Origin of the sequence: Chelatococcus sp. GCM10030263 (genome assembly GCF_042666455.1) — a bacterium.
GTDB lineage: Bacteria > Pseudomonadota > Alphaproteobacteria > Rhizobiales > Beijerinckiaceae > Chelatococcus.
Map to the genome: position 1 here is coordinate 530,634 of NZ_JBHTDB010000002.1, position 23,549 is coordinate 554,182.

Here is a 23,549-nt window from a genome sequence, read left to right on the forward strand (position 1 = left end):
GGCCCCCGAACCAACAGGCTCCGTCCCCATTGGGGTTGTCTGATCGGGGTTCATCCCAAGGCCCGAGTCCATGTTCCAGGAGCCATCCATGCGTATCATCACAACACTCGCGACGGGCGCGATGCTCGCACTGACGGGCGCCGCCTATGCGCAAGCACCGTCCACTCAAGCCCCCGCCCCGCAGCAGCAGGCACCCGGCGGCGCTCCGGCCATCCAGAACGTCAAGGTCGTCGATATGGAGCAGCTGCCGGAGGCGACACGCGCCGAGGTCGATAAGGTCGTTGCCCAACGGGGCCCGGAGCAGCTCAAGAAGCTGCGCGAATCGATCGACGCCACGCCCCAGATCAAATCGGCGCTGGAGGCTCAAGGCCTCACCTCGGCGCAGGTCATCGTAGCGAGCCTCAGCCCCGAGGGCACCTTGACGCTGGTGACCAAGAAGGCCGGCTGACGCGTTTTTTACGACTGGCGATCCCGGCGGCCTCCTGGCCGCCGGTCGCAACACTACCGGGCCTTCAGGATGGAACGTTCTGAGAGCCTTTTGCTGTGGCGCGGCGTGCCAGCTGGCGTCAGGCCGCGTTTGGCCTCGCCTCGTCACCATTCCATATCCGCCAAGCTCTCGCCCTAGTGCGGCACGCGGCGCGCCGTCTCGATTCGGTCGTGTAGACGCTGAGACGATTGGCTGTGGTGAAACGCGCGAGGATCGCGTGCGTCGGCCGATCGGTCACCTAATCCCGATGTAGGCGTCGAAGCCAAATGGCACTAGACGAGTTACCGCGTCCTAAGCGGGATTGTAAGCCGCTCACTCATTTGTTTCATTCTCTCTGGTTGAACTATCCTCTTCCCGAACGAGCAGGTAAGGGAATTTTTGAGAAAGGTTATGGATTTGAGCTCGTAATTGGGCGCGTTGAGCCTTCAAGAGCTGCAGGTAATTTCTTGTCCTGGCAGCTTCGCCTTTCCTGTTTAGTGCGGAATGTAAATGTCGCTTCAAATCACTTATTCTCGCGTCTAATCTTTTGTCCTCGCTCTGCAGGGCCAGAAATAGCTCTACAAGTTCTAGATCTTTATCCTCTTGGGCATCTTCAGCTTCGCTGGCGTTCCTGGCTTCGTCTTCCACCCTCTGAACTTCTGTCACGACCTTCGGGAGGGCCCCAAATTCTGCAAGGAATTCGGAGAACCGAAGAAGGTGAACGGTATGCCCTGCACTACAAAACCGATACTCTTCTAACAGCTCGTATCGAGGAAAAAGAGCAGCACCATCTGCTTGCGACCACCAGTCGGATTTTTGGTCAAGGGTAACGAAGACGAGATCCTTTTGTTGGTCTGCCCCGACCTGCAATAGTGTTTTCCAAATTATGAGATCGCCTGCGCCGCCATCCGGTTTTTGGCTATCCTTGTAACCGGGAGGTATGTTGTGCATAACACGAAATTTCAAGTCTTCCGCTATGGTTTCTCTGCTGGACTGGTGCAACTCAACAGTCGCTGCAGGCAAAACACGACGATAAATGTCCCAAACGGGATCTGTTGTATCCCACTACGAACAGAATCCGCGACCCTTCTAAGGGCGGTTAATAATGCTCTTTGCTTCTCCTGAATTTGGCCCGCGATTTCGATCGCAATTTCATAATCAGGAAGATTTTTCAAAAACGCATACTGCTTCGCCATAGGATCGCTTTGACGGCTCATTTGATCTTTAACCGTCTTCAGCAATTCTCCAATTTTCGCATTTCTGTTCTTTGCGAATTCTCTGGCCGCGTGGGCTGGAATAATAAGTCGGCCTTCCCCGGCTAGCCTTTCATAGGTCGCAGCGATATAAGCCAAAGGCTCTTCACTCAAGCTGTAAGGCGCCAAAAGGACGTTCGCGTCAATACCAACGAGACAGTCCTTTTTGATTTCCTCGATCGCCCGAAATCGTGCGGTGAAAATCGCATCGGCGTCTCGAAAGCAATAGGAGAGGGGATTTATGTCAGTCACAATCGCGGTCCAGAGTTGCGGATCATCAACTAAGTATCAGTATAGTATCGATTCGTAAAGTATTCTCAATCGCTTTTCGGCCCGACCAAAAGACGGCGAAATTTTACCCGCAGGCCTACGCGAACCATCTTCGTCATTCCCGGCCTTGTGCCGGGGATCCCGATCGGTAGGGCGCAGCGCCTCAAGCAGCGGGGATGGCACGGAACTCGGCTGTACCGACGTCCGTACGTGGCAATTGGCTGAAATCGGAATATCCGACTTCAGCGACAAGCCCGGCCATCCCGGACGAGGTTCGGCGCTCCACGGCGAGGCGCCAGTCAGCCACCCCCTCAATCGTGTTCGTAGCCGTAAATCTCCGGCAGGATGAAGATCGCGGCCAAGAGGCCGACGAGCGGGAAGATGGCGACGAAGAGCGTCGCGCCGGCCTGGCCGATGGCCGTAAACAGCGCCGGAAAGAGAAAAATCGCCAGGAAGGACGGCAGCTTCACGAACATATAGGCGAAGCCGCTCGCCGTGCCGCGATACTCGGGCTTGGCGACGACCGTCGGGATCGTCATGCAGTTCGATGCATCCCAATAGTGGCCCCAGAGCATGGCGGCCGCGGCGAAGGGCAGGAGGATCGTGTTCTGCGTATAGAGCGCCCAGGCGGCCACCAGCAGCGACACGAAGACGATGCCGAAACCGGCGATGCCGATGCCGCGATGGCCGATCTTCGGCGTCAGCATCGGCCCGACCCAGCCGGCGATCGCCGCGATGACATAGAGCAGCATCGTCACGAGATTGGTGCCGAGGATGGAGCTGACGCCGACCATCACGAAGAGCACCGGCAGATAGAAGGCGAAGGTCGAGAATTCGCTGCCCTGGCAGAAGCAGGCGATCCAGCCGTAGAGCGTGGCGCGCCAGCGGATCGGATCCTTGCGGATATCGGCGAGGAAGGCGGTGGTGCTCGCCTTCGGCACGGTGACATCCTCGTTCGGCAGCATCTCGAGAGAATCGCCGAACATCTCGTGGGAGACGCGCTTGGCCTCCTTGAAGCGCCCGCGCCTCACGAGCCAGACAGCGGTTTCCGGCAAGTCGTGGCGCATGATGAGAATGATGAGCGCCGGCAGCGCGCCGAGGCCGAGCGTCACGCGCCAGACGAGCTCCGGCGACATCTCGGCGATGAGAAAGACGGCGATGATGGCGAGCGTCAGCACCTCGCCGACGGCGAACATGAACTGCCAGCGGTTGCCCATCACCTCGCGCTCGCCTGAGCGCATGGAATCCATGATGTAGGTGTAGCCGTTCGAGATATCGCTGCCGAGCGGCACGCCGAGCAGGAAGCGCACCACCACGAGCCAGGCGACGCTCGTGACGAAAGCCTGGGTGAGCGCCAGGATGATGAACAGGATCATCGTGGCGAGAAACATGATCCGGCGGCCGATCTTGTCGGAGAGCCAGCCGCCGACGAGCGCGCCGACCAAGGCGCCGCCCTGCGTGCCGGCGGCGGCGAGGCCGAGCAGCAGCGGATCGGGATTGAACTGCTGCTTGATGAAGATGAGGACGAAGGCGATCGAGTAAAGGTCCCAGGCCTCGACGAGGATGGAGGCCATCATCAGCCAGCCGATGCGATTGCCTTTGGGGTTGTATCGCGTGACCAGATGCCGGACGGCATTGTCCATGGCGCTCTGGCTGTTCGCCGCAACCAACATGGTCAATTCCTTCTGATTATTTGCGTGCAGCCGCCGCGGGCGGCCCTGCCAGAGGTATAGGCCTGCCGATTGGGGCGGCCCATTACGTCAGGCGGCATCAGCTATGCAGCTGGATCGCGACTGAGATGGGAACAGATGTCGGGTCGTGAACTCATAAGCGCGCAGCCACAGCCACAGCCGCAACGAGGCGAGCTGAACAATGCTCGATGACGCGCCAGCCTAATTCGGTCAGGTCATAGGGCTCGTTTTGAGCTTGAATCATAGACTGGGCGTGGCCGTAAGCGGTCCTTGGCGATGTTCTGCGTGACAAAACCGCAAGATCGGTCGAGCGCGTCATGTCTGCCTGCGTTTAGCTGGACTGCCACGGAGGACGGACCGATGAAGGCGGCGCTTCAAAACTACCATGCCCGGATGCAGCGGGTGCTCGATCACATAGACCGGCATCTGGACGACGATCTGGACCTGGACGCGCTGAGCAGCGTCGCGGCCTTCTCGAAGTTTCATTTCCACCGGCAGTTCACGGCCACCTTCGGGCTGTCCGTGCATCGCTATGTCCAGCTTGCCCGTATGAAGCGCGCTTCGCACCGGCTGGCCTCTACGGACGCGCAAAGCGTCACGGAGATAGCGATGGATGCCGGCTACGACACGCCGGACGCCTTCGCCCGCGCCTTTCGGCAACGGTTGGGGCAATCGCCTTCGTCGTTCCGGAAATCGCCCGATTGGGCGCCGTGGCTTGCGGCCTTCGGGCCTCTCGACAATGCGAGGAGCAAGCTCATGAAGATAACCTATGAACCCGGCGACGTGACGATCCGCGACGTCGCTCCAACGCCGGTGGCGATTATGGAGCATCGAGGCGACCGGGCGCGGCTGCCCGACACCATCCAGCGGTTCGTCGCTTGGCGCAAAGCCGCCGGCTTGTCGCCGGAGACGAGCCCAACCTTCAATATCTTCCGGTCCGAGCGGATACCCGCCAACCCGGAAGATTACAGCATGGACCTGTGTGTCGGGACTGACCTGCCGATTGATGCAGATGACAAGCAGATGAAGGCGGGTGTGATCCCCGGCGGACGCTGCGCGGTGTTGCGCGTCGTCCACAATACACACAACCTCGAGCCCGCCGCGCTCTACCTTTATCGCGATTGGCTTCCGGCTAGCGGCGAAGAAGCGCGGGATTTCCCGATCTACTGCCAACGGCACTTCTCGGTGTTCCCGAATGTGACGGTGCCTGAGGTCGTCTGCGAACTATTCTTGCCGCTGAAATAGGACCCTCTGACGGCGGCCTGTCCCTTCCGATCGCAAGAAACGGACAGGCCGCTATCCACCGATGTGGGTCTTTATGGGGTTGCCGCTGCGACGCTGTACAGATCTCGGGCGCAGAGCGCGTCCGACCTTCCCCTACCCCTGCCCCACAAAAGGGGAGGCGAGAGCATGAAAGGGTGCGCTCCTTCCGCGGAGCAAACGCCTGCCAGCGCCCTCAGTCGCGCAACAGCTCGTTGATGGCCGTCTTGGAGCGGGTCTGCGCGTCGACGCGCTTCACGATCACCGCGCAATAGAGCGAGGGGCCGGGCGTGCCGTCCGGCAGCGGCTTGCCGGGCAGGCTTCCCGGCACCACCACGGAATAGGGCGGCACGCGCCCATAAAAAATCTCGCCGGTCGTGCGGTCAACGATCTTGGTGGAGGAGGAGATGAAGACGCCCATGGAGAGCACCGAGCCCTCGCCGACGACGACGCCCTCCACCACCTCGGAGCGTGCGCCGACGAAGCAATTGTCCTCGATGATGACCGGGCCCGCCTGCAGCGGCTCGAGCACACCGCCGATGCCGACGCCGCCCGAGAGATGGCAGTTCTTGCCGATCTGCGCGCAGGAGCCGACGGTCGCCCAGGTATCGACCATGGTGCCCTCGTCCACATAGGCGCCGAGATTGACGAAGGAGGGCATGAGCACGACGCCGGGCGCGATATAGGCGCCGCGGCGCACGGTGCAGTTCGGCACGGCGCGGAACCCGGCCGCCTTGAACGCGGCCGTGCCCCAGCCGTCGAATTTCGAGGGCACCTTGTCCCACCAGCTCGCTTGGCCGGGGCCGCCGCCGATGAGGCCCATGTCGTTGAGGCGGAAGGAGAGGAGCACGGCCTTCTTGAGCCACTGGTTGACGCGCCAGCCGGTCGGCTCGCCGGGAGCCTTCTCGGCGATGCGGCGCTCGCCGCGGTCGAGCAGGGAAAGGGCGGTTTCCACCGCCTCGCGCACGGAGCCTCCCGTCGCCGGGCTGATGTCGGCGCGTGCCTCCCAGGCAGCATCGATGACGTCGGCGAGGGGCTCGGTGCTCATGACGGGGTCCTTCCGGGGCGGTCCTTCGGGGGCCATTGCGCGCAGGCGATGGCCGTGGCGGCGACGTCTGTTCGCATAGACCGCCGCCCGGCCGATTGGCAAGTCGGGTCGCCTCTCCGGCCCCGGTGGCGCGTCACGGCCTTGAGCGCGAGCAAGTTATTGACCACTTGTGCCTTCGGGATTTGAACTTCAGCGCTGCGGATGCCATCAAGGGGCAGGCTTCCGCTGCCCGCAACCGGTTTTCGCATGGAACGCAATCCAATCCGCTACGTCCTGGCCCGCAGTCGCGGTATCCATGGCCTTGCGCTGCTCCTCGTCATCCTGTCGCTGCCGGTGCTCTGGTTTCTCATTTCCGTGCCGCGGGCGCTGGTGGACGACGTGTTTCTCGGCCGTTCCTTCCCGGCCGGCACGGACCTTGCGCCCTTCCTGCGGCTCGCGCTGCCGCTGCCGTGGCAGCTCGGCGGCGAGCGCGTGCTCTTCGCGGGCGTTGAATTGCCGCGCGATCTCTACTTCATCGCGGGCGCCATGCTGGTCGGCGGGCTCGTCATCGTGCGGGCACTGCTGCGCGTCGGCCTGCGCCTCCTCAGCGCGCGGCTGGGCCCCCGGCTCGCCGACGACCTGCGTCTCGCGCTCTTCCGCCAGCTGGTCGGGGAGCGGGCGGCGAGCGACGATGTCGAGAACGCCATCGCCTCGCTCGGCCATCGGGTCGCTGCGGTCACGCCCTTCCTCGGGCGGGCGCTGGTCGCGCCGATGCTCTCGATCGCCGAGGCGGCCATCCCCGTCCTCTTCGTGCTGACGCTGAACCTCTGGCTGGGGCTTGCGCTCGCAGCCGCTGGCGTCCTCGACGCCCTGCTGGTGCCGGCACGCGAGAACGAGCGCGAGGAGGCGGGCCGGCGCCTCGCTGCCGGCGAGCGCGAAGCGACCCAGATGGCGCGGCGCGCCGTGGACCGGCTGCCCGCCATACGGGTGCACGGCACGGCCGACCGCGAGGCCGGGCATTTCGCCGAGCGGTTGACGGCGGTCGCTCGGAAGAACCGGCCGTCGCTGCGCCAACTCACCTGGCTCGGCTTCGTCCTGCGCACGCTGCGTGACGGCATGCCCGTGCTGATGCTCATCCTCGCCGGCTGGTTCGTCATGCATGGGGCGCTGACGCCGGGCGGCTTGGTCGCGGCCGTGACCGCCGCCTTTCTGGTGATCCGCCCCGTGGAGGCTTTGGCGCTGTGGACGCGCGAGCGGCATGCCGCGGTGGAGACCTTCGACGAGATCGCCCGGTCCATCGGCGAGATGAAATCCCGCGCCCGCCGTCACCCCGAGGCGCCGCTGCCGGAGGGCTGGCGCAGCCTCAAGGCGGTGCATCTGTCGGTCTTCGATCCGGCGACCAGCCATCGCCTGTCGACGGTCGATCTCGAATTGCCCTTGCCCGGCCATGCGGCCCTCGTCACGGATGGCGACGGCGGTGGCCATATCCTCGCGGCGGCGATCGGCGGCGCGCTCGATGCCTCGGCCGGTGAAGTGCTGCTCGACGGCGTCAATCTCGCGCATGTGCCGCCGGCCGTTCGGGCGCGGCGCATCGCGCTCGCCGGCGTCACGCCCATCCTCTTCGACGGCACGCTGCGGCAGAACCTGCTCTATGGGGCGTCGCTCGCCGAGGGGGACGACACAGACCGCCTCCTGTGCGACGCCCTGCGGGTCGCCGGCATCGATGATGATGCCTATGCGCTCGGCCTGGCCACCAGCGTCGACGGCCAGAATGCGCCAAAGCTCGCCGCGCGTGTCGTCGAGGTGCGCCGCGCCGTGCGGGCCGAACTCGTCGCCGGCGGCATGGAGGATCTCGTCGATCCCTTCGAGCCCAATCGCTACAACCGTCACGGCACGGTGGCCGAGAACATCCTGCAGGGGGTGCCGGTCGGCGACACCTTCCACGAGGAATATCTCGCCACCAACCCCTTCATGCGGGCGGTCTTGGAGGCGGAGGATCTTACCCGGCCGCTCGCCGAGATGGGCTTTGCCATCGCCGAGAGCCTGGTCGAGATCTTCGAGGGGGTCCCGGACGGCCATCCGCTCTTTCAGCGCTTCGCCTTTTTCAGCGCCGCCGAGCGCGGCCTCTGCGCCGACATGGTGGCGCGCCGGGCGGAGCGGCGACGCGGCGCCGAAACCGGGCGCGACCGCGATCGGCAGATCGCGCTGGCGCTACGCTATGTGGAGACGCGCCATCGCCTCGGCGTGCTCGATGCCGAGATGGAGCGGCGCCTCGTCCAGGCCCGCCATACCTTCGCGCGGCTCCTGCCGTCGAGCTTGAAGCCGGCGATCACCTTCTACGAGCCCAATGAGATCTGCACGGCTGCTTCGCTCAGCGACAATCTGCTCTTCGGGCGCATCGCCTATGACGTGGCCGGTGCTGAGGAGAAGGTGCATGCGGTCGTGCGCCGTGTGCTGACTGCGCTCGCTCTCGACGACGAGGTGCTCAGGCTCGGCCTCTCCGCGCATCTGTCGCACGGCAATGAGCGGTTGCAGCCGGTGTCGCCAGTGCTCATCGATCTCGCGCGCTGCCTCGCGCGGCAGCCGGAGCTTCTCCTCGTCGACCATGTCTTCGAGGGCCTGTCGGTCGCCGAGGCCGCCGCCTTGATGGAGCGTCTCTCGACGGTGATGGCCGGGCGCGGCCTTATCGCGGTTCTTCCACCGGGCTTCGATACGAGCCGGTTCGATCGCGTGGTCCGTTTCGAGGGCGACAAGCTCCTGGTGGAGGACCCGGCCGAGCCCGGTAACACTTCGGTCGAAACTGTGGCGGTGGGCAACCCGGCTGCGGCCGGGTCAGCGTGACGAAGCGCACATGATGCGACATTGCGGGCCATGCATTTCACCGCCCGCCATCCCATATCAAGCATCAGCCAAGGAATGGCTTTTCGCGAGGCCGCAGCCCGCATGTCGGTCCCGGATGCGCCGCATACAACCGGCCAGGGAACCGAGATCCTCGGATGAGGATTGCGCCATAAGTCCGCTTCATGTGTGATAGCGCACGGCCTTTGCGGCGAATTTGAGGTAACGGTGGCAAATGTGCGCCTATCCATCTCCTGCCGATGACGCGCTCCTGGTCCGCTTCTGGGGCGTCCGCGGCTCTATTCCGGTTTCGGGACCGGATCACCTCGTTTTCGGCGGGAACACGGCCTGTGTCGAAATCCGGTGTGGCGGCAAGCAGTTCATCGTCGATGCCGGAACCGGGCTGATCGAGCTTGGGCTCGCGATGAAGCACGAGACGTCGACCGACGATATCGATATTCTGCTGAGCCATCTGCATCTCGACCACGTCATGGGGCTGCCGTTTTTCAAACCGGCCCTGATGACCGGCAGGACCATCAGGCTGTCCTGCGGCAATCTCGGTGGTGGTACGGCGGAGAAGCCGCTCGAGCGGCTGTTCTCGCCGCCGATCTTTCCCGTCACGCTGGCGCAGCTGCCGGCGAAGATCACTTATAACGGCTTCAAGGCGGGCGAGACCTTGGCCTTCGAGCCTGGTCTCAGCGTGCGCACCTGCCCGCTGCAGCACCCTTCGGGCGCGACGGCCTACCGCTTCGAGAACGGCGGCCGCAGCGTCTGCTATGTCAGCGATCTCGAGCACTGCGAAGGTTGGCCGCCGGCCGACCTCCTCAGCTTCGTGGAACATGCCGATCTCGTGATCTACGACGCCATGTTCTGCGAGACGGAATACAACAAATGCCGCGGCTGGGGGCATTCGACCATCGCTGCTGGTGTCGAGCTCTGCAAGCTCGCCGGTGTGAAGCAGCTCGCCGCCTATCACCTGAGCCCCTTCCACGACGATGCTGCGCTGTCGGCCATGGAAGCCAAGCTCGTGAAGGCAATGCCCGGCTCCTTCATCGCCCGGCAGGGCCAGGTGCTGACCTTCGCTCCCGCCTGCGTCGCCGCTTAGAGCTCTTTCGCTTCCTGAGGCCGACGGGGCAGGAACATGCCCCAGAGCATCAGGCTCGCCAAACCGGCGGGTGATCGCGGCTCGGCGACACGTCTCCACCACTGCGGCCGCCCGCTTGCCCTTGCCTCAACGATGGTTATTGTCCGGGCCAACGTCATCTGCCTGGAGACCGCCGTTGTCGATCGTCGCAGCGCCATGCATGCGGGGTGCTCTCCAGAGAAGCGGGCCGGCGCGTGATCGCGAGGCGGGCGCCTCGGCGGCCCGGAATCGCGCCCCATGAGCCTGCCTCTTCCGCTCCTCCTCGGCCTTGTCGCGCTCGGTGCCGCCGCGTTTGCAGCGGCGCTCATCCTCCTGCTCCATCCGCTCATGCGCCGCTATGCGCTCGCCCGGCCGAATGCACGCTCGAGCCATAAGGTGCCGACGCCGCAAGGCGGCGGCATCGCCGTGGTCGCGGCCTGCCTCATCGCGACGGGGCTGGCGCTTCATCTCGGCTGGCTGGGCGCGAGCACCGGCTTTCTGGTGCTGAGCCTCGCTGCCGTCGTGCTCGCCTGTGGCGGCGCCGTCGACGACATCCGCCCGCTGCCCGTCCTGCCCCGGCTCGCCATCCAGGTGGGCGCGGTGGCGGCTGCCGTCACGGCCCTGGGCGAGGCCCGGCTGCTGCCGGAGCTTCTTCCCGGCCCGGTCGAGCTCTGCCTGGTGATCCTCGCCGGCGTCTGGTTCATCAATCTGGTCAATTTCATGGACGGCCTCGACTGGATGACCGTGGCCGAGGTCGTGCCGGTGACAGGGGCGCTCGCTCTCTTTGCCCTCGGCGGCGCCATGCCGGCCGATGCGGGCCTCCTCGCCGCCGCGCTTCTCGGCGCGATGCTCGGATTCGCGCCCTTCAATCGGCCCGTCGCCAAGCTCTTCCTGGGAGACGTCGGCTCGCTCCCGATCGGCTTGATCGCGGGAGTTCTCCTCTACCGGTTGGCCGCCGAGGGGCATTTCGTGGCGGCCCTGCTCCTGCCGCTCTACTATCTCGCCGATGCGACGCTGACCCTGCTGTTGCGTCTCGCGCGCGGCGAGAAGGTCTGGCAGGCGCATCGCAGCCATTTCTATCAGCGCGCCACCGACAATGGTTTCAGTGTCGCCGATGTGGTCGGTTCCGTCCTTCTGCTCAATCTCGTCCTGGCTGCCCTGGCCGCGGCGAGCCTCGCCACCGCCGGTCCGGCTGCCCAGGTCGGGCTGCTGCTTGCCGGCCTGGCGGCGGTCACGATCGTTCTCGTCCGGTTCGCCCGCTCGCGCGTTGAACACGCATGAGCGGCCCGCGCATTCTGCTCACCGGCGCCAGCGGCTTCGTCGGGCGCCATCTCCTGGCCGATCTCGCGGCGGCCGGTTATGGCGTGCGCGTGGCGACCCGCCGACGCATGGTTGTCCCGCCGGGGGTCGAGCAGGTGGTCGTGGGCGATCTCGCCGAGTCGGTCGACTGGACAACGGCGCTCGCCGGGGTCGATGCCGTCGTCCATGGCGCGGGCATTGCCCATGCCGGTCCCGGCATTCCCGAGGAGCGCTATCGGCGCGTGAACACCGACGCGACGGTCGCCCTGGCACGCGCCGCCCAGGGGCGTGTAGGCCGCTTCGTCTTTATCTCCTCGATCCGCGCTCAGAGCGGACCGGTTGCTCCCACCGTCTTGACGGAGGCCGATCCGCCCCAGCCGACGGATCCGTACGGCCGCTCGAAACTCGCCGCCGAACAGGCATTGGCGGCGCTCGATCTGCCCTGGGTGGCGCTCAGGCCGGTGCTCGTCTACGGGGAGGGGGTCGCCGGCAATATGGGGGCGCTCATCCGGCTCGCCCGTTCGCCGCTGCCTCTGCCCTTCGGCGCCTTGCGCGGCGAGCGCTCGCTGGTTGCGGTCGAGACGCTCGCCGCCGCCATACGCCATGTCATCGCGCTGCCCGAGGCGCCACGCCGCGCGATGATCGTCGCCGATCCGGCGCCCGTCACGATACCCGTGATCATCACGGCCTTGCGTGCCGGCTTCGCCCGCCCACCCGGGCTGTTGAGCGTGCCTCGGCCGGTGCTTGCCGGCCTTTTTCGCCTTGCCGGCCGAAGCGCGTCCTTTACGCGGCTCGGCAGCGCGCTGGCGGCGGATGCTGCCGCGCTCAGGCGCTGCGGATTTGCGCCACCATGGCCGACGGAAGAGGGGCTGCGGCGGCTTGCGGCGCGGCTTTCCGGGCAGCGAATTCTGGAATAGCCTCTTCCAAGATGGCCTCGGCTTCCTGGCGGTCGCCGCGAGCGACGGCATCGGCGAGCGCCTTCATGGTCGCTTCGAGATGCCGCCGGTCGGCGAAGAGGGGCTTGGCCGCCATGACGCCGTCGATGCCGGTTTCCGCCATCGGCTCCTCCGGGCTGAAGAGGATCTCGTGGAGGCGCTCGCCGGGGCGGATTCCGGTCTCCACGATCTCGATATCCACGCCCGGCTCGAAGCCGGCGAGGCGGATCATGCGTTCCGCAAGCGCGTAGATGCGCACCGGCTGGCCCATCTTGAGCACATAAACGGCGGCTTGTTCGCGCGCATGCGCATTGGCCTGTCCCAATGACCCGCCGTCCGCCCCGGACTGGCGGTCCGCCCCGGACCGGCCTTCGCCGTCGGCGTGAGACGCGGCGGTGATGACGAGATCGACCGCCTCGCGGACCGTCATGAAATAGCGGACCATGTCGCGGTGCGTGATGGTCACCGGCCCGCCGCGGTCGATCTGCGCCTTGAACTTCGGCACAACCGAGCCGTTCGAGCCGAGCACATTGCCGAAACGCACGGCGATGAGGCGCGTGCCCGTGCCCGCCACGTCCGGCGCAAGGCCGGCATCACCTGCCTTTTCGGCGATCTCGGCGTCGAGCGCCTGCGCATACATTTCCGCAAAACGCTTGGTGGCGCCGAGCATCGACACCGGCTCGATCGCCTTGTCGGTGGAGATCATGACGAGCGCCTTTGCGCCCGCCGCCACGGCGGCATCGGCCACATTGACGGAGCCGAAGATATTGGTGCGGATGCCCTCGCCCCAGTCCTGCTCCAGATAGGGCACGTGTTTGAGCGCGGCGGCGTGGAAGACCACATCCGGCCGGAAAGCCAGGAGCAGATCATCCATGCGCCCCCGGTCGCGCACGTCGGCGATGGCGCCCTGGACGCGGACTTCGGCGCCGAGCGTGGCGAGCGCTTCGGTGATCTGGTGGAGCGCCGGCTCGGAATTCTCGATGACGAGGATGTCGGATGCGCCGAAAGCGGCCGCGCGCAGGCAGAGCTCGCTGCCGATGGACCCGCCGCCGCCGGTCACCGCTATGCGCCGCCCGCGCACGAAGCGGGCGAGGCGCGCGCGGTCGATCTCGACGGTCGGCCGGAGCAGCAGATCCTCGATGTCCACGGGCTGCAGCGCGGCCGAACCGACGCCTTCCTCGACGTCCTGCATGCGCGACAGCGGCAGGCCGAGGCGGCGCGCCCTGAGGAGCAGGTCGCCGCCGTCCACGTCATGGTCGTTGCCCAGCGCGTTCGGCGTCAGCACCAACCGGCGGACCGAGATGCCGCGCTCGGTGAATTCCGCGATGACCCGTTCCAGATCCGCGAAGCTGCCAAGCACGGGAACGCCGCGAATGGATTGTCCAAGGTCGCCCTTGCGCGGCGACAGGATGCCCTTGGCCGCGATCTTGCGAAAAGCGCCGGACTCGATTGCGCGGAGGAGCGCCTCGATATCCGCACCTCGGCCGAGAAGGAGCGCGGGATGGGCGCCGTCCTTCGCCTGGGTCTGCTTCGCCTGTTCGTACTTGACATAACGATAGGCGAGCCGCGGGCCGCCGAGCAGGCAGATCTGCAGGAGCCAATAGAGCGCGATGGTGATCTTGCCGAAAAAGAAAAAGCCGTAAAAGCTCGACGAGGCGAGCACATAGTCGGCGACGAGCAGCGTGAGCGCGAGCACCGTCGAGGCGCGCACGATGTTCGAGAGGTCCGGCAGAGACGCGAACCGCCACTTCGAGCGATAGAGCGAGAAGAACCAGTAGACCACCCCCGCATAGACGACGAAGAGCGGCAACATGGTCGGGAGCGCGGCGAGCCGCGTCGCGAGCCGCGCATCCTCGAAGCGGATCACGAAAGCGAGAGTGACGGCAAGCGCCGTCACGACGAGATCGTGCGCGACGATCATCGTCCTTTTCAGGGGGGGAATAATAGCAAGCCGGGCCATGAACTCAGCCGGATATCCGCCCAGCTTGCCGCTTTGTCAACGGCTGGCCAACGGGATGGTAAGCGGAATGCTTGAATATCGACGAGGTTCAGGTCATCTGCAGGGCGATCCTACCGATTCGGCCGAAGGAGCCGTGCCACATTGTTGCACCTTTTCAAGGTCAAGGTCTTTGCAACCCTCTGTTGTCGTTCAACAACAGAGGGTTCCAGAGTTGGAACAAAATATATTGGCAAGATATTGCATTGAGCGTGTTGCGTCGTGCAAGTGGCGGCCAACGGCGAATGCTGTTGCAAGGAGCGCATATTGCGATGAGCGGTGCGAAGCGGATTGACGGCATCGACTTCTGGCGTGGCATCGTTCTTGCGATGATTTTCATTAACCACGTGCCGGGCAACGGGTTCGACCTTTTGACGCACCGCAACCTGGGCTTCAGCGATTCGGCCGAGGCCTTCGTCTTCCTCGCCGGCGTGTCGGTCCTGCTCGCCTATGGCAGCCGTTTCGTCGGTGGCCAGACCCGCAGCGGCATCCGAGCCGTCGCGAGCCGCGCCTTGGCGCTCTATGGCGTGCAGGTGGCGCTGTCCTTCGCTGCCATCCTGATCTTTGCCGCCGCGGCCGTGATTTTCGACGACGACATCCTGATGCACGAGCACGGGCGCGACCTCTTCCTGTCGAATCCGCTGCGCGCAGTTGTCGCGGTGGCGGGCTTGAGCCACCAGCTCGGCTATTTCAACATCCTGCCGATGTATATCGTCTTTCTGCTGGCGGCGCCGGCTCTGCTCGCGCTTGCCCGCATCAATGACCGCGTGATGCTGCTGACCTCGGCGGCGGTCTATCTCACGGCGCGCGCGCTCGGCCTGAACCTGCCGACGTGGCCGGTGCCGGGCGGTTGGTTTTTCAACCCTTTCACGTGGCAGTTTCTGTTCGCCATCGGCATCTTTGTCGGGCTGAGACTGCGCGAGGGCGGCATTCCCTTCGACCGGCGCCTGTTCGCGGCAAGCATCGTCATGCTCTTCGTCTCGGCCGTCATCGTCACCAAGGCCTTCGGCTTCATGCCCGGCCTGCCCGAGCTCGTGAACCGCTATGTGGACATGAGCAAGACGGATCTCGCGCCGCTGCGGGTCATCCATTTCCTGGCGCTCGCCTATGTTCTCTATCACTCGGGCATCACGGCGCGCCTCAAGCGCGGCGCGCTTTATGAGCCGCTCTGCGCGTTCGGCCGCCAAAGCCTGCCGGTCTTCGCCGCGGGGTCGATCCTGAGCGCCATCGGTCAGATCGTCATCGGCATGCGCCACACCGGCTTCATCGACGACCTTCTGTTCATCGGCGGTGGCCTGCTGGTGCTTCACGGCGTCGCCCTCTACATGAGCGACCGCAAGGCGCGCGGCGCCAAAACCGCCTGATCAGAGGCCGGTGCGGGCGAGGGCGAGCAGCCCGTCCGTGTCGATATGAGCGGCGAGATGGTCCGCGAGACGGTCGAGGGTCGCCTCGACCGTCGCCTCATAGGCGAGATCGCCATCGACCCCAGTGCCGCCGAGACGGCCGAGATAATCCCGGCGGAAAGCATCAGCGCCAAAAATGCCGTGCAGATAGGTGCCTGCGACCCGGCCATCGGCAGAGCAGGCGCCCTCGGGCGTGCCGCTTCGCCGAAAGAGGGGGCGGGCGGTATCCCCGCCCCGCGTCTCGCCGAGGTGGATTTCATAGCCGCTGACGGCAAGGCCGCCGTCCGCGGTTTCGGCGGTGACGGGCCGCACCGCCTTGTCGCCGGTGAGCACGGTGTCGACGGCGAGCAGCCCGAGCCCCGGCACGGTCGTCGCGGGACCTTCGATGCCGTCGGGGTCGGCGATGGTGCGGCCGAGCATCTGGTAGCCGCCGCACAGGCCGAGCACATGACCGCCGCGCCGGACATGGGCGGTCAGATCGATGTCCCAGCCATTGGCGCGGAAGGCGGCGAGATCGGCGATCGTCGTTTTCGAGCCGGGCAGGATAACGAGATCGGCATCGCCCGGCAGCGGCTCTCCCGCCTCGACCAGCGTCAGAGCGACCGACGGCTCGAGCCGCAGGGGATCGAGGTCATCGAAATTGGCGATGCGCGGCAGCACCGGCACGGCGATGCGGATTGCGCCCGACGTCTTCGCCGCATCGCGGCGAAGGTCGAGTGCGTCCTCCGCCGGCAGCTTGGATGCCTCCGGGAACCAGGGCACCAGCCCGAGCGACCGCCAGCCGGTGCGCGTCGCGATCTCCGCCATGCCGGCGTCGAAGAGGGCGGGGTCGCCGCGGAACTTGTTGACGAGAAAGGCGCGGATCATCGCCCGATCCGCATCGTCGAGGACCGCATGGGTGCCGACGAGGCTCGCGATCACGCCGCCACGGTCGATGTCCCCGGCGATGACCACGGGCACGCGCGCCTCACGGGCAAAGCCCATATTGGCGATGTCGCCGGCGCGCAGATTGATCTCCGCAGGGCTGCCCGCACCTTCGACGATGACGAGATCGGCATCCCCGCCGAGAATCGCGAAGCTTTCCATCACGAAGGGCAGCAGGCGCTCGCGCTTCCTCGTGTAATCGCGCGCTTCGAGCTGCCCGAAGCGGCGGCCCTGGACGATGATCTGCGCGCCGCGCTCGCTCTCGGGTTTCAACAGCACCGGGTTCATATGGACGGTGGCGGGAACGCCGGCGGCACGTGCCTGCAGCGCCTGGGCGCGACCGATCTCGCCACCTTGAACGGCGGCGGCGTTGTTCGACATGTTCTGCGGCTTGAAGGGCCGGACCTTCAGTCCTTGCCGCGCGAAATGCCGGCAGAGCCCGGCCACGAGGAGTGACTTGCCCACATTGGAGCCGGTGCCCTGGATCATGATGGTGGGGGTGTCAGTCATGGGGAACGCCGGCCGAGTTGGATCGCGGATCCCACCGGCGTCATCCCCGGCCTTGAGCCGGGGATCCCGATCGGAAAAGCGCGGCGTTTTACCGATCGGGATGGCCGGGTCAAGCCCGGCCATGACGCTGGCCATGGAGAGTTCATCCGGTTGGCTCGCTAGCCCGCAGCACTCGCAATCTCGTCATAGCCGCGATTGAGGAATTGGATGACACAGAAGCCGTGGCCGAAGGGGTCGGCGACGACCGCGATCTTCCCCCATGGGGCTGTTCGTACATCGTGTTCGAGCCGCGCGCCGGCCGCGACCGCCTGCTTGATCGCCTGATCGATATCCTCGACGACGACGTCGAGATGCACGGGCGTCCAATGGCGCTCATAGCTGCGCGGGTTCGTGCCGGCGCCGATCGTGCCGGCCGCCTTCTCCAGGAGGAAGAGCGGCACGGACCAGCCGGCGAGCTCCGCGACGTGATCCCCGAGGTGGCGCTGCACCGTCAAGCCGAAGGCCGCCGTATAGAAGGCGATCCCCGCGCCGAGGTCGGGAACGTCGATATTGATCAGCACGGACATGGATACCTCGTTACTGTGATGCCGGCGATCGTAGAGGCGCCCCGCCTTCACAAGGAGAGCTATCGCATGCGGCGGCCGCTCCCTCCCCCCTTGTGGGGGAGGGTTAGGGTGGGGGGTATCGCACTGGGCGGCGAACCCATTTCCACCCCCCTCTCCACCTCTCCCCCTCAGAGGGGGAGAGAGCAGGTTCGCGCTCTTTCATATGCGAAGCCCCTAAAACTCGATCCCCTCCTGCGCGCGCACGCCGGCGTCGAAATGGTGCTTCACCACCGTCATCTCGGTCACGAGATCAGCGGCCTCGATCAGTTCGGGCTTGGCGTTGCGGCCGGTGACGACGACGTGCAGGTCCGCCCGGCGGCTTTTTAGCGTCTCCACCACCTCGGCAAGCGGCAGATAGTCGTAGCGCAACGCGATATTGAGTTCGTCGAGTACGACGAGGCGGATTGTGGGATCGGCCATCAGGGCTTTTGCCTGCTCCCAGGCGCGGGTGGCGGCGGCGACGTCGCGCGCCCGATCCTGCGTCTCCCAGGTGAAGCCCTCGCCCATGCTGTACCAGCGGATGCGCTCGCCGAAGGGGGCGAGCGCTGCCCGCTCGCCGGTCGACCAGGCGCCCTTGATGAACTGCACGACGCCGACCGCCCAGCCATGGCCGAGCGCCCTGAGCATGAGGCCGAAGGCGGCGGTCGATTTGCCCTTGCCCTTGCCGGTATGGACGATCAGCAGGCCTTTCTCGACCGTCTTGGAAGCGACCTCCGCGTCTTGCACGGCCTTGCGCTTCTGCATCTTCTCGCGATGGCGGGCGGCCTCCTCGGCCGTCGGTTCGCTCACGCGCATCTCCTCACTTCAGCTTCATGGGAAGGCCGGCGATCATCATCACGACCTCATCGGCCACCTCCGCCACCCGTTGATTGAGGACGCCGGCATGGTCGCGGAAACGGCGTGCGAGCGCGTTGTCCGGCACGATGCCCAGCCCGACCTCGTCGCTGACGATGACGAGCGGCCGGTCGTTGGCTTCGAGCCGGGCGATCAGGCGATCGCATTCGCCGACCACGTCATGTTCGGCGAGCATGATGTTGGAAAGCCAGATCGTCAGGCTGTCCACGAGAACCGGCGCGCCCTGCGGCGCATCGTCGAGCGCCTCGACCAGGTCGAAAGGCTCCTCGCAGGTCACCCAGCCCTCGTCGCGGCGGGTGCGATGCAGCGCGACACGCTCCGCCATTTCGGCATCGCCCGTCTCCGCCGTCGCCACATAGATCCAGGGCGGCGCATGGGCGCAGATGCGTTGCTCCGCCGCCTGGCTCTTGCCGGAACGCGCGCCGCCGATCACCAATGTGAGAAACGCCGTCATGACTCTTTGGTGTCATGCCGGCTGGCGATTGGCAAGAACAACGGAGATAGGGGGGAATCGACCCGGTGCCCTGTACGGCTGGGAGGGGGCACCGCAGTAAATCGGTCCAGACGGCCGGTCACCGGGTCGACGCGAGAGAAGGTGCACCACGTGCCCTTTTCAGGAGGTGCGCTCGCACACATGCCTTCATCGCCGGCGCGAGCGGTGTTAAGCCAGTGCCGCGACCGCCCTGCATCGGCGGCCCGAGGGAGCGCCCATGGATCGCGTTTTTGCCAATCGCGTTTTCGCCGCCTTGCCCACCACCGTCTTCGAGGTCATGTCGCAACTCGCCCGCGAAACGGGCGCGGTCAATCTCGGCCAGGGCTTTCCCGATGATCGCGGGCCGGAGGACGTGCGCGCCAAGGCGGCCGAAGCGGTCGTGTCGGGCTGGAACCAGTATCCGCCGATGCTCGGCCTGCCGGAGCTGCGCACGGCGGTCGCGGCCCATTATGCCCACCACCAGGGGCTCGACCTCGTGCCCGAGGAGGTGATGATCACCTCCGGCGCGACGGAAGCGATCGCCGGCGCACTCTTCGCGCTCATCGAGCCGGGCGACGAGGTCGTGCTCTTCGAGCCGATGTACGACGCCTATCTGCCGCTCGTGCGCCGCGCCGGCGGCGTGCCGCGTTTCGTCGCGCTGGAGCCGCCCCATTGGCGCCTGACCGAGGAGGCGCTCGCCAAGGCCTTCTCGCCGAAGACCAAGGTGGTGCTCTTCAACAACCCGCTCAATCCCTCCGCCGTCGTCTTCCCGAAAGAGGATCTCGAACTGCTCGCGCGTTTCTGCGTGAAATACGATGCGGTCGCCGTCTGCGACGAGGTGTGGGAACATGTCATCTTCGACGGTCGCCGGCACCGGCCGCTCATGGCCGAGGAGGGCATGCGCGAACGCACGGTGAAGATCGGCTCGGCCGGTAAGATCTTTTCATTGACCGGCTGGAAGGTAGGCTTCGTCTGCGCCGCGCCGGACCTCCTCAAGGTGCTCGCCAAGGCGCATCAGTTTCTCACCTTCACGACACCGCCGAACCTGCAAGTGGCCGTGGCCTATGGCCTCACCAAGCCCGACAGCTATTTCGCCGGCATGCGCGCCGATTTCGCGGCAAGCCGCGACCGTTTTGCCAGCGGCCTCGCCGAGCTCGGCTTTGCAGTGCTGCCGAGCCACGGCACCTATTTCCTCAATATCGACATTACGCCGCTGGGCGAGAGCGACGACGTCGCCTTCTGCAAGCGTCTCGTGTCCGAGCACGGCGTGGCGGCCATTCCCGTCAGCGCCTTCTATGCGGAAGGCAGCCTGCGCCATGTCGTGCGCTTCTGCTTCGCCAAGACGAACGAGACCCTCGACCGGGCGCTCGAGCGCCTCGCCGGATTGACGAGGTAACGGTTGCGGCGTGCGCGCCGCTCTCCTAACTTTGGCGCAAAATCGCACTAGAGTTGGGGGCAAAATCGATGATTCGTTTCTTGCTGATCCGTTCCTTAGCGCCCATCGCCGTGCTCGCGGCGTTTGCCGGCGCCGCCGCCGCGCAGGAGAAGGTCGTCAACGTCTATAACTGGTCCGACTATATCGACCCGGCCGTTCTCGACGAATTCACCAAGGAAACCGGCATCAAGGTCGTCTACGACACCTACGACAACAATGAGATCGTCGAGACGAAGCTGCTCGCCGGCAAGTCCGGCTACGATATCGTGGTGCCCTCCGGGCCCTTTCTGCAGCGCCAGATCAAGGCCAAGGTCTTCCAGCCGATCGACAAGGCGAAGATACCGAACCTTTCGAACATGTGGCCGGAGATCACGAAACAGCTCGGCGTCTTCGACCCCGGCAATGTCTATGCCGTGAACTATATGTGGGGCACGACCGGCCTCGGCCTCAATCTCGACAAGGTGAAGGAGCGGCTCGGCGACGTCCCGTTCAATACCTGGGATCTCGTGATGAAGCCGGAGATCGCGTCGAAGCTTAAGGACTGCGGCATCTACATGCTCGATTCGCCGGAGGATCTCTTCCCCGGCATCCTCAATTATCTCGGCCTCAACCCGGATTCGAAGGACCCGAAAGACCTGCGCAAAGCGGCCGATGCGTTGATGAAGGTGCGCGGCAATATCCGCAAGTTCCACTCCTCCGAATATATCAACGCCCTCGCCAACGGCGACATCTGCGTGGCCGTCGGCTATTCCGGCGACGTGCTGCAGGCCAAGAGCCGCTCCGAGGAGGCGAAGAACGGCGTGAACATCGGCTATGTCATTCCGAAGGAAGGCGCGCTGATGTGGTTCGACTCCATGGCGATCCCGGCCGATGCCGCGCATGTGGAGGAGGCGCATGCCTTCATCGATTTCATGAATCGCCCGGAGATCGCGGCGCGCAACGTCGATGTCGTGTCCTATGCGAGCGGCAATCTGGCGGCCAAGAAATTCGTCGATCCCGCCATCCTGAACAACCCCGGCATCTATCCGGACGATGCGACGATGAAGCGGCTCTTCACGAACACCGCCTATGACGACACGGCCCAGCGGACGGTGACGCGCCTCTGGACGCGCATCAAGACCGGGCGGTGAGGCAGGGCCTCAGGGCTTATCGCAGCGGGCGCGGATGAGCGCCTGAAAATCGGCCACGGAGGCATTCATCTGGCCGACGTTTTCCTCGCGTTCGCGTCCCGTGGTACAGCGCGCGAACACGGCGCTCGCCTTGCGCATTGTCTCGATGTGGCTGCGGTAGGCGGCGCATTTGTCGGCGTCCGAGGCGTCGCCCGCCGCTTCCAGGCGCTGCATCGCTTCGCGCAGGGTCGAATCGATGACCAGGAGATCGCGCTGGCAGGCGGCCGTGCGCGCCTGCGCTGCCGCCGGCAAGGGTGCGAGCACCACCAAGCCGATGCCGATCAAGAGGGCTTTCGTCCGACGCGAGCACACGACGAGCGGCATGAGCATCCTTCCTCCGCGATCACCTGATCGTTGACAGCCATAGCGCGATCGCGGGCTTTTGCCATCAGGCGGTGCATGTCCACACGGATTTATGGCAAGCGAGGCGACCTATTCGCCCGCTGACCGGAGCGAAGGGAACCCTCGGCATCGGCGCCTCGTTAAAGTCGGCGAGGGAGAAGCAGCATGACCAAGCCAGCCGAATTGGAAGCGAAGTTCTGGAAGGCCCTGAAATCCGACATGACCATGATGCTCGGCATCAGCGGTGTCGCGGAAGGGCATACGCGCCCGATGACCGCGCTCCTGGACGGAGACGAAGGCGGTCCGATCTGGTTCTTCACGACGAAGGACAATGACTTGGTGCGCCAGCTGCACGGCGGCGACCGCGCCGTCGCGACCTTCGCCTCCAAGGATCACGATGTCTTCGCCGCCGTGCACGGCAACCTCCGTGTGGACACCGACAGGGCGGTGGTCGACCGGCTGTGGAACCGCTACGTGGCCGCCTGGTACGAGGGCGGCAAGGATGACCCCAAGCTCGCCCTGCTGCGGCTCGACCCAGACGAGGGGCAAGTGTGGGCCGACGCGTCGAGCCTGGTGGCGGGCGTCAAAATGCTCTTGGGGCTGGATCCCAAGAAGGACGTCCAGGACAAGGTCGCAAAAGTCGATCTGAGCTGACATTGCCGGGAGCGGACCGTGGCGGCCAAGGACTTCAAGAAGGGCGACAAGGTCGCTTGGGACACGAGCCAAGGCGAGACCCACGGCACGGTCGTCAAGAAGCAAACCTCCGAAACCCACATCAAGCGCCACCAGGTTGCCGCGTCCAAGGACAACCCGCAGTTCATCGTCGAAAGTGACAAGTCCGGTAAGCGCGCGGCGCACAAGCCGGAGGAGCTGAGGAAGAAGGGCTGACCGGGGCCGCGTCCGGACCGCATACGGGCCGTAACGGCCCCGCCTTTGACATTCGCATTTCCGTACACGCATATTGATATGCGCTCATTTTTCGTGTACGTAATTCATGTTGATCATTTTCGACGAGCCGAAGCGGCTCGCCAACATCGAGAAACACGGCTTCGACTTTGCCGAGCTCGATGTCGAGTTCTTTGAGGCGGCGCGCATCCTCCCTGCCAAGGTAGGACGATTCATGGCGATCGGTGAATTCAACGGCGAGATCCTCGCGGTGTTTTTTCGCCCGCTGGGCAAGGAAGCCCTTTCGGTTGTCTCTATGCGGCCCGCGAGCCGCAAGGAGAGGAGGATCCTCAAATGACGAAAAGACACCCGCGCCTCGACATCTCCGACGAGGAGGAAGCCTGCATCCAGCGGCAGATCGCGAGTGATCCGAATGCCCCGGAGGCAACTGAAGAGCAGCTCGCTCAGGCCCGACCTTTCGCCGAGGTCTTTCCCGAGCTCGCGGCGAGCATCCGCCGGACGCGCGGGCGGCCACGCGTCGAGGCGCCAAAGGAGGCCGTGACCCTTCGCCTCGACCCGCGAACCATCGCTAAGTTCCGGGCGGCTGGCGAAGACTGGCGCGCCAAGATGGCGGCGATCCTGGAAAAGGCAAAAGTGTAAGATGGGGTGAACGCACCCGGCCGGCGCAGTTGCGCGCCGGATACGATGGCTGGGGCGGGAGGATTCGAACCTCCGCGTGGCGGAATCAAAATCCGCTGCCTTACCACTTGGCTACGCCCCAACGCGGGCTC

23 protein-coding genes and 1 tRNA gene are annotated in these 23,549 nt (G+C 65.2%); 13 read left to right on the forward strand and 11 right to left on the reverse strand.

Annotated features, from left to right (window positions below; genetic code table 11):
• Positions 1–88: 88 nt before the first annotated feature.
• Positions 89–448, forward strand: a complete 360-nt coding sequence (locus ACFQU1_RS02375) for a hypothetical protein (protein ID WP_378128838.1) — start codon at positions 89–91, stop codon at positions 446–448.
• A gap of 351 nt (positions 449–799) precedes the next feature.
• On the opposite strand, the gene ACFQU1_RS02380 is transcribed toward ACFQU1_RS02375, so the two are convergent.
• The 3 genes from ACFQU1_RS02380 to ACFQU1_RS02390 all read right to left on the reverse strand — a co-directional run bounded on the left by ACFQU1_RS02380 (position 800) and on the right by ACFQU1_RS02390 (position 3,662).
• Positions 800–1,432 carry a PIN-like domain-containing protein gene (locus tag ACFQU1_RS02380; RefSeq protein ID WP_378128840.1) on the reverse strand — a complete coding sequence of 211 codons (633 nt, stop codon included), beginning with the start codon at positions 1,430–1,432 and terminating at the stop codon, positions 800–802.
• Positions 1,433–1,440: 8 nt separating this feature from the next.
• Positions 1,441–1,971, reverse strand: a complete 531-nt coding sequence (locus ACFQU1_RS02385; protein WP_378128842.1) for a PIN-like domain-containing protein — start codon at positions 1,969–1,971, stop codon at positions 1,441–1,443.
• Positions 1,972–2,300: 329 nt separating this feature from the next.
• Positions 2,301–3,662, reverse strand: coding sequence for an MFS transporter (locus ACFQU1_RS02390; protein WP_378128844.1), 1,362 nt, complete (start codon positions 3,660–3,662; stop codon positions 2,301–2,303).
• A gap of 378 nt (positions 3,663–4,040) precedes the next feature.
• Here ACFQU1_RS02390 and ACFQU1_RS02395 point away from each other — a divergent pair, with 378 nt between their 5' ends.
• Entirely contained in the window at positions 4,041–4,925 is an 885-nt protein-coding gene (locus ACFQU1_RS02395) for a GyrI-like domain-containing protein (RefSeq protein WP_378128846.1), read from the forward strand.
• 211 nt (positions 4,926–5,136) lie between these two features.
• Here the strand turns inward: ACFQU1_RS02395 and dapD are convergent, their stop codons facing one another.
• Complete coding sequence (gene dapD / locus ACFQU1_RS02400) at positions 5,137–5,988, reverse strand: 2,3,4,5-tetrahydropyridine-2,6-dicarboxylate N-succinyltransferase (protein ID WP_378128848.1); 852 nt, start codon at positions 5,986–5,988, stop codon at positions 5,137–5,139.
• Between the two features lie 246 nt (positions 5,989–6,234).
• Here dapD and ACFQU1_RS02405 point away from each other — a divergent pair, with 246 nt between their 5' ends.
• The 4 genes from ACFQU1_RS02405 to ACFQU1_RS02420 all read left to right on the forward strand — a co-directional run bounded on the left by ACFQU1_RS02405 (position 6,235) and on the right by ACFQU1_RS02420 (position 12,144).
• Entirely contained in the window at positions 6,235–8,808 is a 2,574-nt protein-coding gene (locus ACFQU1_RS02405) for a hypothetical protein (RefSeq protein ID WP_378128850.1), read from the forward strand.
• Between the two features lie 232 nt (positions 8,809–9,040).
• On the forward strand, positions 9,041–9,910 hold the full coding sequence (locus ACFQU1_RS02410) for an MBL fold metallo-hydrolase (RefSeq protein ID WP_378128852.1): 870 nt from the start codon (positions 9,041–9,043) through the stop codon (positions 9,908–9,910).
• Between the two features lie 276 nt (positions 9,911–10,186).
• The gene (locus ACFQU1_RS02415; RefSeq protein ID WP_378128854.1) at positions 10,187–11,209 is read left to right on the forward strand and encodes a glycosyl transferase; all 1,023 of its coding nucleotides are present in this window, start codon (positions 10,187–10,189) and stop codon (positions 11,207–11,209) included.
• Positions 11,206–12,144 (forward strand): NAD-dependent epimerase/dehydratase family protein, encoded by a 939-nt coding sequence (locus tag ACFQU1_RS02420; protein ID WP_378128856.1) that lies wholly within the window; start codon positions 11,206–11,208, stop codon positions 12,142–12,144. The genes ACFQU1_RS02415 and ACFQU1_RS02420 overlap by 4 nt, the downstream gene beginning before the upstream one ends.
• Here ACFQU1_RS02420 and ACFQU1_RS02425 read toward each other — a convergent pair.
• Entirely contained in the window at positions 12,053–14,083 is a 2,031-nt protein-coding gene (locus tag ACFQU1_RS02425) for an SDR family NAD(P)-dependent oxidoreductase (protein ID WP_378128858.1), read from the reverse strand. The two genes, ACFQU1_RS02420 and ACFQU1_RS02425, sit on opposite strands and share 92 nt — an antisense overlap.
• 347 nt (positions 14,084–14,430) lie before the next feature.
• On the opposite strand from ACFQU1_RS02425, the gene ACFQU1_RS02430 reads away from it, so the two are divergent.
• Positions 14,431–15,522 (forward strand): OpgC family protein, encoded by a 1,092-nt coding sequence (locus tag ACFQU1_RS02430; protein ID WP_378128860.1) that lies wholly within the window; start codon positions 14,431–14,433, stop codon positions 15,520–15,522.
• Here ACFQU1_RS02430 and ACFQU1_RS02435 read toward each other — a convergent pair whose 3' ends face one another.
• From ACFQU1_RS02435 to cobU, 4 genes are all read right to left on the reverse strand, one after another.
• Entirely contained in the window at positions 15,523–16,995 is a 1,473-nt protein-coding gene (locus ACFQU1_RS02435) for a cobyric acid synthase (protein WP_378128862.1), read from the reverse strand.
• Positions 16,996–17,153: 158 nt separating this feature from the next.
• Entirely contained in the window at positions 17,154–17,561 is a 408-nt protein-coding gene (locus tag ACFQU1_RS02440; protein ID WP_378128864.1) for a VOC family protein, read from the reverse strand.
• Between the two features lie 213 nt (positions 17,562–17,774).
• Complete coding sequence (gene cobO / locus ACFQU1_RS02445) at positions 17,775–18,389, reverse strand: cob(I)yrinic acid a,c-diamide adenosyltransferase (RefSeq protein ID WP_378128866.1); 615 nt, start codon at positions 18,387–18,389, stop codon at positions 17,775–17,777.
• Positions 18,390–18,399: 10 nt separating this feature from the next.
• Complete coding sequence (cobU, locus tag ACFQU1_RS02450; protein ID WP_378128868.1) at positions 18,400–18,909, reverse strand: bifunctional adenosylcobinamide kinase/adenosylcobinamide-phosphate guanylyltransferase; 510 nt, start codon at positions 18,907–18,909, stop codon at positions 18,400–18,402.
• A 256-nt stretch (positions 18,910–19,165) separates the two neighbouring features.
• Between cobU and ACFQU1_RS02455 the strand changes: the two genes are divergently transcribed.
• Both ACFQU1_RS02455 and ACFQU1_RS02460 read left to right on the forward strand, forming a co-directional pair.
• Positions 19,166–20,323, forward strand: a complete 1,158-nt coding sequence (locus tag ACFQU1_RS02455) for an aminotransferase (protein ID WP_378128870.1) — start codon at positions 19,166–19,168, stop codon at positions 20,321–20,323.
• A gap of 68 nt (positions 20,324–20,391) precedes the next feature.
• The gene (locus ACFQU1_RS02460) at positions 20,392–21,492 is read left to right on the forward strand and encodes a polyamine ABC transporter substrate-binding protein (RefSeq protein ID WP_378128872.1); all 1,101 of its coding nucleotides are present in this window, start codon (positions 20,392–20,394) and stop codon (positions 21,490–21,492) included.
• 9 nt (positions 21,493–21,501) lie between these two features.
• Here the strand turns inward: ACFQU1_RS02460 and ACFQU1_RS02465 are convergent, their stop codons facing one another.
• Positions 21,502–21,855 carry a hypothetical protein gene (locus tag ACFQU1_RS02465; RefSeq protein WP_378128874.1) on the reverse strand — a complete coding sequence of 118 codons (354 nt, stop codon included), beginning with the start codon at positions 21,853–21,855 and terminating at the stop codon, positions 21,502–21,504.
• A 183-nt stretch (positions 21,856–22,038) separates the two neighbouring features.
• On the opposite strand from ACFQU1_RS02465, the gene ACFQU1_RS02470 reads away from it, so the two are divergent.
• From ACFQU1_RS02470 to ACFQU1_RS02485, 4 genes are all read left to right on the forward strand, one after another.
• The gene (locus ACFQU1_RS02470) at positions 22,039–22,527 is read left to right on the forward strand and encodes a pyridoxamine 5'-phosphate oxidase family protein (RefSeq protein WP_378128876.1); all 489 of its coding nucleotides are present in this window, start codon (positions 22,039–22,041) and stop codon (positions 22,525–22,527) included.
• A gap of 18 nt (positions 22,528–22,545) precedes the next feature.
• The gene (locus tag ACFQU1_RS02475) at positions 22,546–22,761 is read left to right on the forward strand and encodes a DUF2945 domain-containing protein (protein WP_378128878.1); all 216 of its coding nucleotides are present in this window, start codon (positions 22,546–22,548) and stop codon (positions 22,759–22,761) included.
• 106 nt (positions 22,762–22,867) lie between these two features.
• Positions 22,868–23,116, forward strand: a complete 249-nt coding sequence (locus tag ACFQU1_RS02480) for a BrnT family toxin (protein ID WP_378128880.1) — start codon at positions 22,868–22,870, stop codon at positions 23,114–23,116.
• Positions 23,113–23,418: a BrnA antitoxin family protein gene (locus ACFQU1_RS02485; protein WP_378128882.1), complete on the forward strand. Its 306-nt coding sequence runs from the start codon at positions 23,113–23,115 to the stop codon at positions 23,416–23,418. The genes ACFQU1_RS02480 and ACFQU1_RS02485 overlap by 4 nt, the downstream gene beginning before the upstream one ends.
• Before the next feature lie 46 nt (positions 23,419–23,464).
• Here ACFQU1_RS02485 and ACFQU1_RS02490 read toward each other — a convergent pair.
• Positions 23,465–23,539: transfer RNA gene (locus tag ACFQU1_RS02490), tRNA-Gln, on the reverse strand.
• Between the last annotated feature and the right edge of the window lie 10 nt (positions 23,540–23,549).

Coding starts and splice junctions, on each gene's coding strand:
- ACFQU1_RS02375 (WP_378128838.1), top strand. CDS start 89: ATGCGTATCATCACAACACTCGCGACGGGCGCGATGCTCGCACTGACG.
- ACFQU1_RS02390 (WP_378128844.1), bottom strand. CDS start 3,662: ATGTTGGTTGCGGCGAACAGCCAGAGCGCCATGGACAATGCCGTCCGG.
- ACFQU1_RS02395 (WP_378128846.1), top strand. CDS start 4,041: ATGAAGGCGGCGCTTCAAAACTACCATGCCCGGATGCAGCGGGTGCTC.
- dapD (WP_378128848.1), bottom strand. CDS start 5,988: ATGAGCACCGAGCCCCTCGCCGACGTCATCGATGCTGCCTGGGAGGCA.
- ACFQU1_RS02405 (WP_378128850.1), top strand. CDS start 6,235: ATGGAACGCAATCCAATCCGCTACGTCCTGGCCCGCAGTCGCGGTATC.
- ACFQU1_RS02410 (WP_378128852.1), top strand. CDS start 9,041: ATGTGCGCCTATCCATCTCCTGCCGATGACGCGCTCCTGGTCCGCTTC.
- ACFQU1_RS02415 (WP_378128854.1), top strand. CDS start 10,187: ATGAGCCTGCCTCTTCCGCTCCTCCTCGGCCTTGTCGCGCTCGGTGCC.
- ACFQU1_RS02420 (WP_378128856.1), top strand. CDS start 11,206: ATGAGCGGCCCGCGCATTCTGCTCACCGGCGCCAGCGGCTTCGTCGGG.
- ACFQU1_RS02425 (WP_378128858.1), bottom strand. CDS start 14,083: ATGATCGTCGCGCACGATCTCGTCGTGACGGCGCTTGCCGTCACTCTC.
- ACFQU1_RS02430 (WP_378128860.1), top strand. CDS start 14,431: ATGAGCGGTGCGAAGCGGATTGACGGCATCGACTTCTGGCGTGGCATC.
- ACFQU1_RS02435 (WP_378128862.1), bottom strand. CDS start 16,995: ATGACTGACACCCCCACCATCATGATCCAGGGCACCGGCTCCAATGTG.
- ACFQU1_RS02440 (WP_378128864.1), bottom strand. CDS start 17,561: ATGTCCGTGCTGATCAATATCGACGTTCCCGACCTCGGCGCGGGGATC.
- cobU (WP_378128868.1), bottom strand. CDS start 18,909: ATGACGGCGTTTCTCACATTGGTGATCGGCGGCGCGCGTTCCGGCAAG.
- ACFQU1_RS02455 (WP_378128870.1), top strand. CDS start 19,166: ATGGATCGCGTTTTTGCCAATCGCGTTTTCGCCGCCTTGCCCACCACC.
- ACFQU1_RS02460 (WP_378128872.1), top strand. CDS start 20,392: ATGATTCGTTTCTTGCTGATCCGTTCCTTAGCGCCCATCGCCGTGCTC.
- ACFQU1_RS02465 (WP_378128874.1), bottom strand. CDS start 21,855: ATGCCGCTCGTCGTGTGCTCGCGTCGGACGAAAGCCCTCTTGATCGGC.
- ACFQU1_RS02470 (WP_378128876.1), top strand. CDS start 22,039: ATGACCAAGCCAGCCGAATTGGAAGCGAAGTTCTGGAAGGCCCTGAAA.
- ACFQU1_RS02480 (WP_378128880.1), top strand. CDS start 22,868: ATGTTGATCATTTTCGACGAGCCGAAGCGGCTCGCCAACATCGAGAAA.
- ACFQU1_RS02485 (WP_378128882.1), top strand. CDS start 23,113: ATGACGAAAAGACACCCGCGCCTCGACATCTCCGACGAGGAGGAAGCC.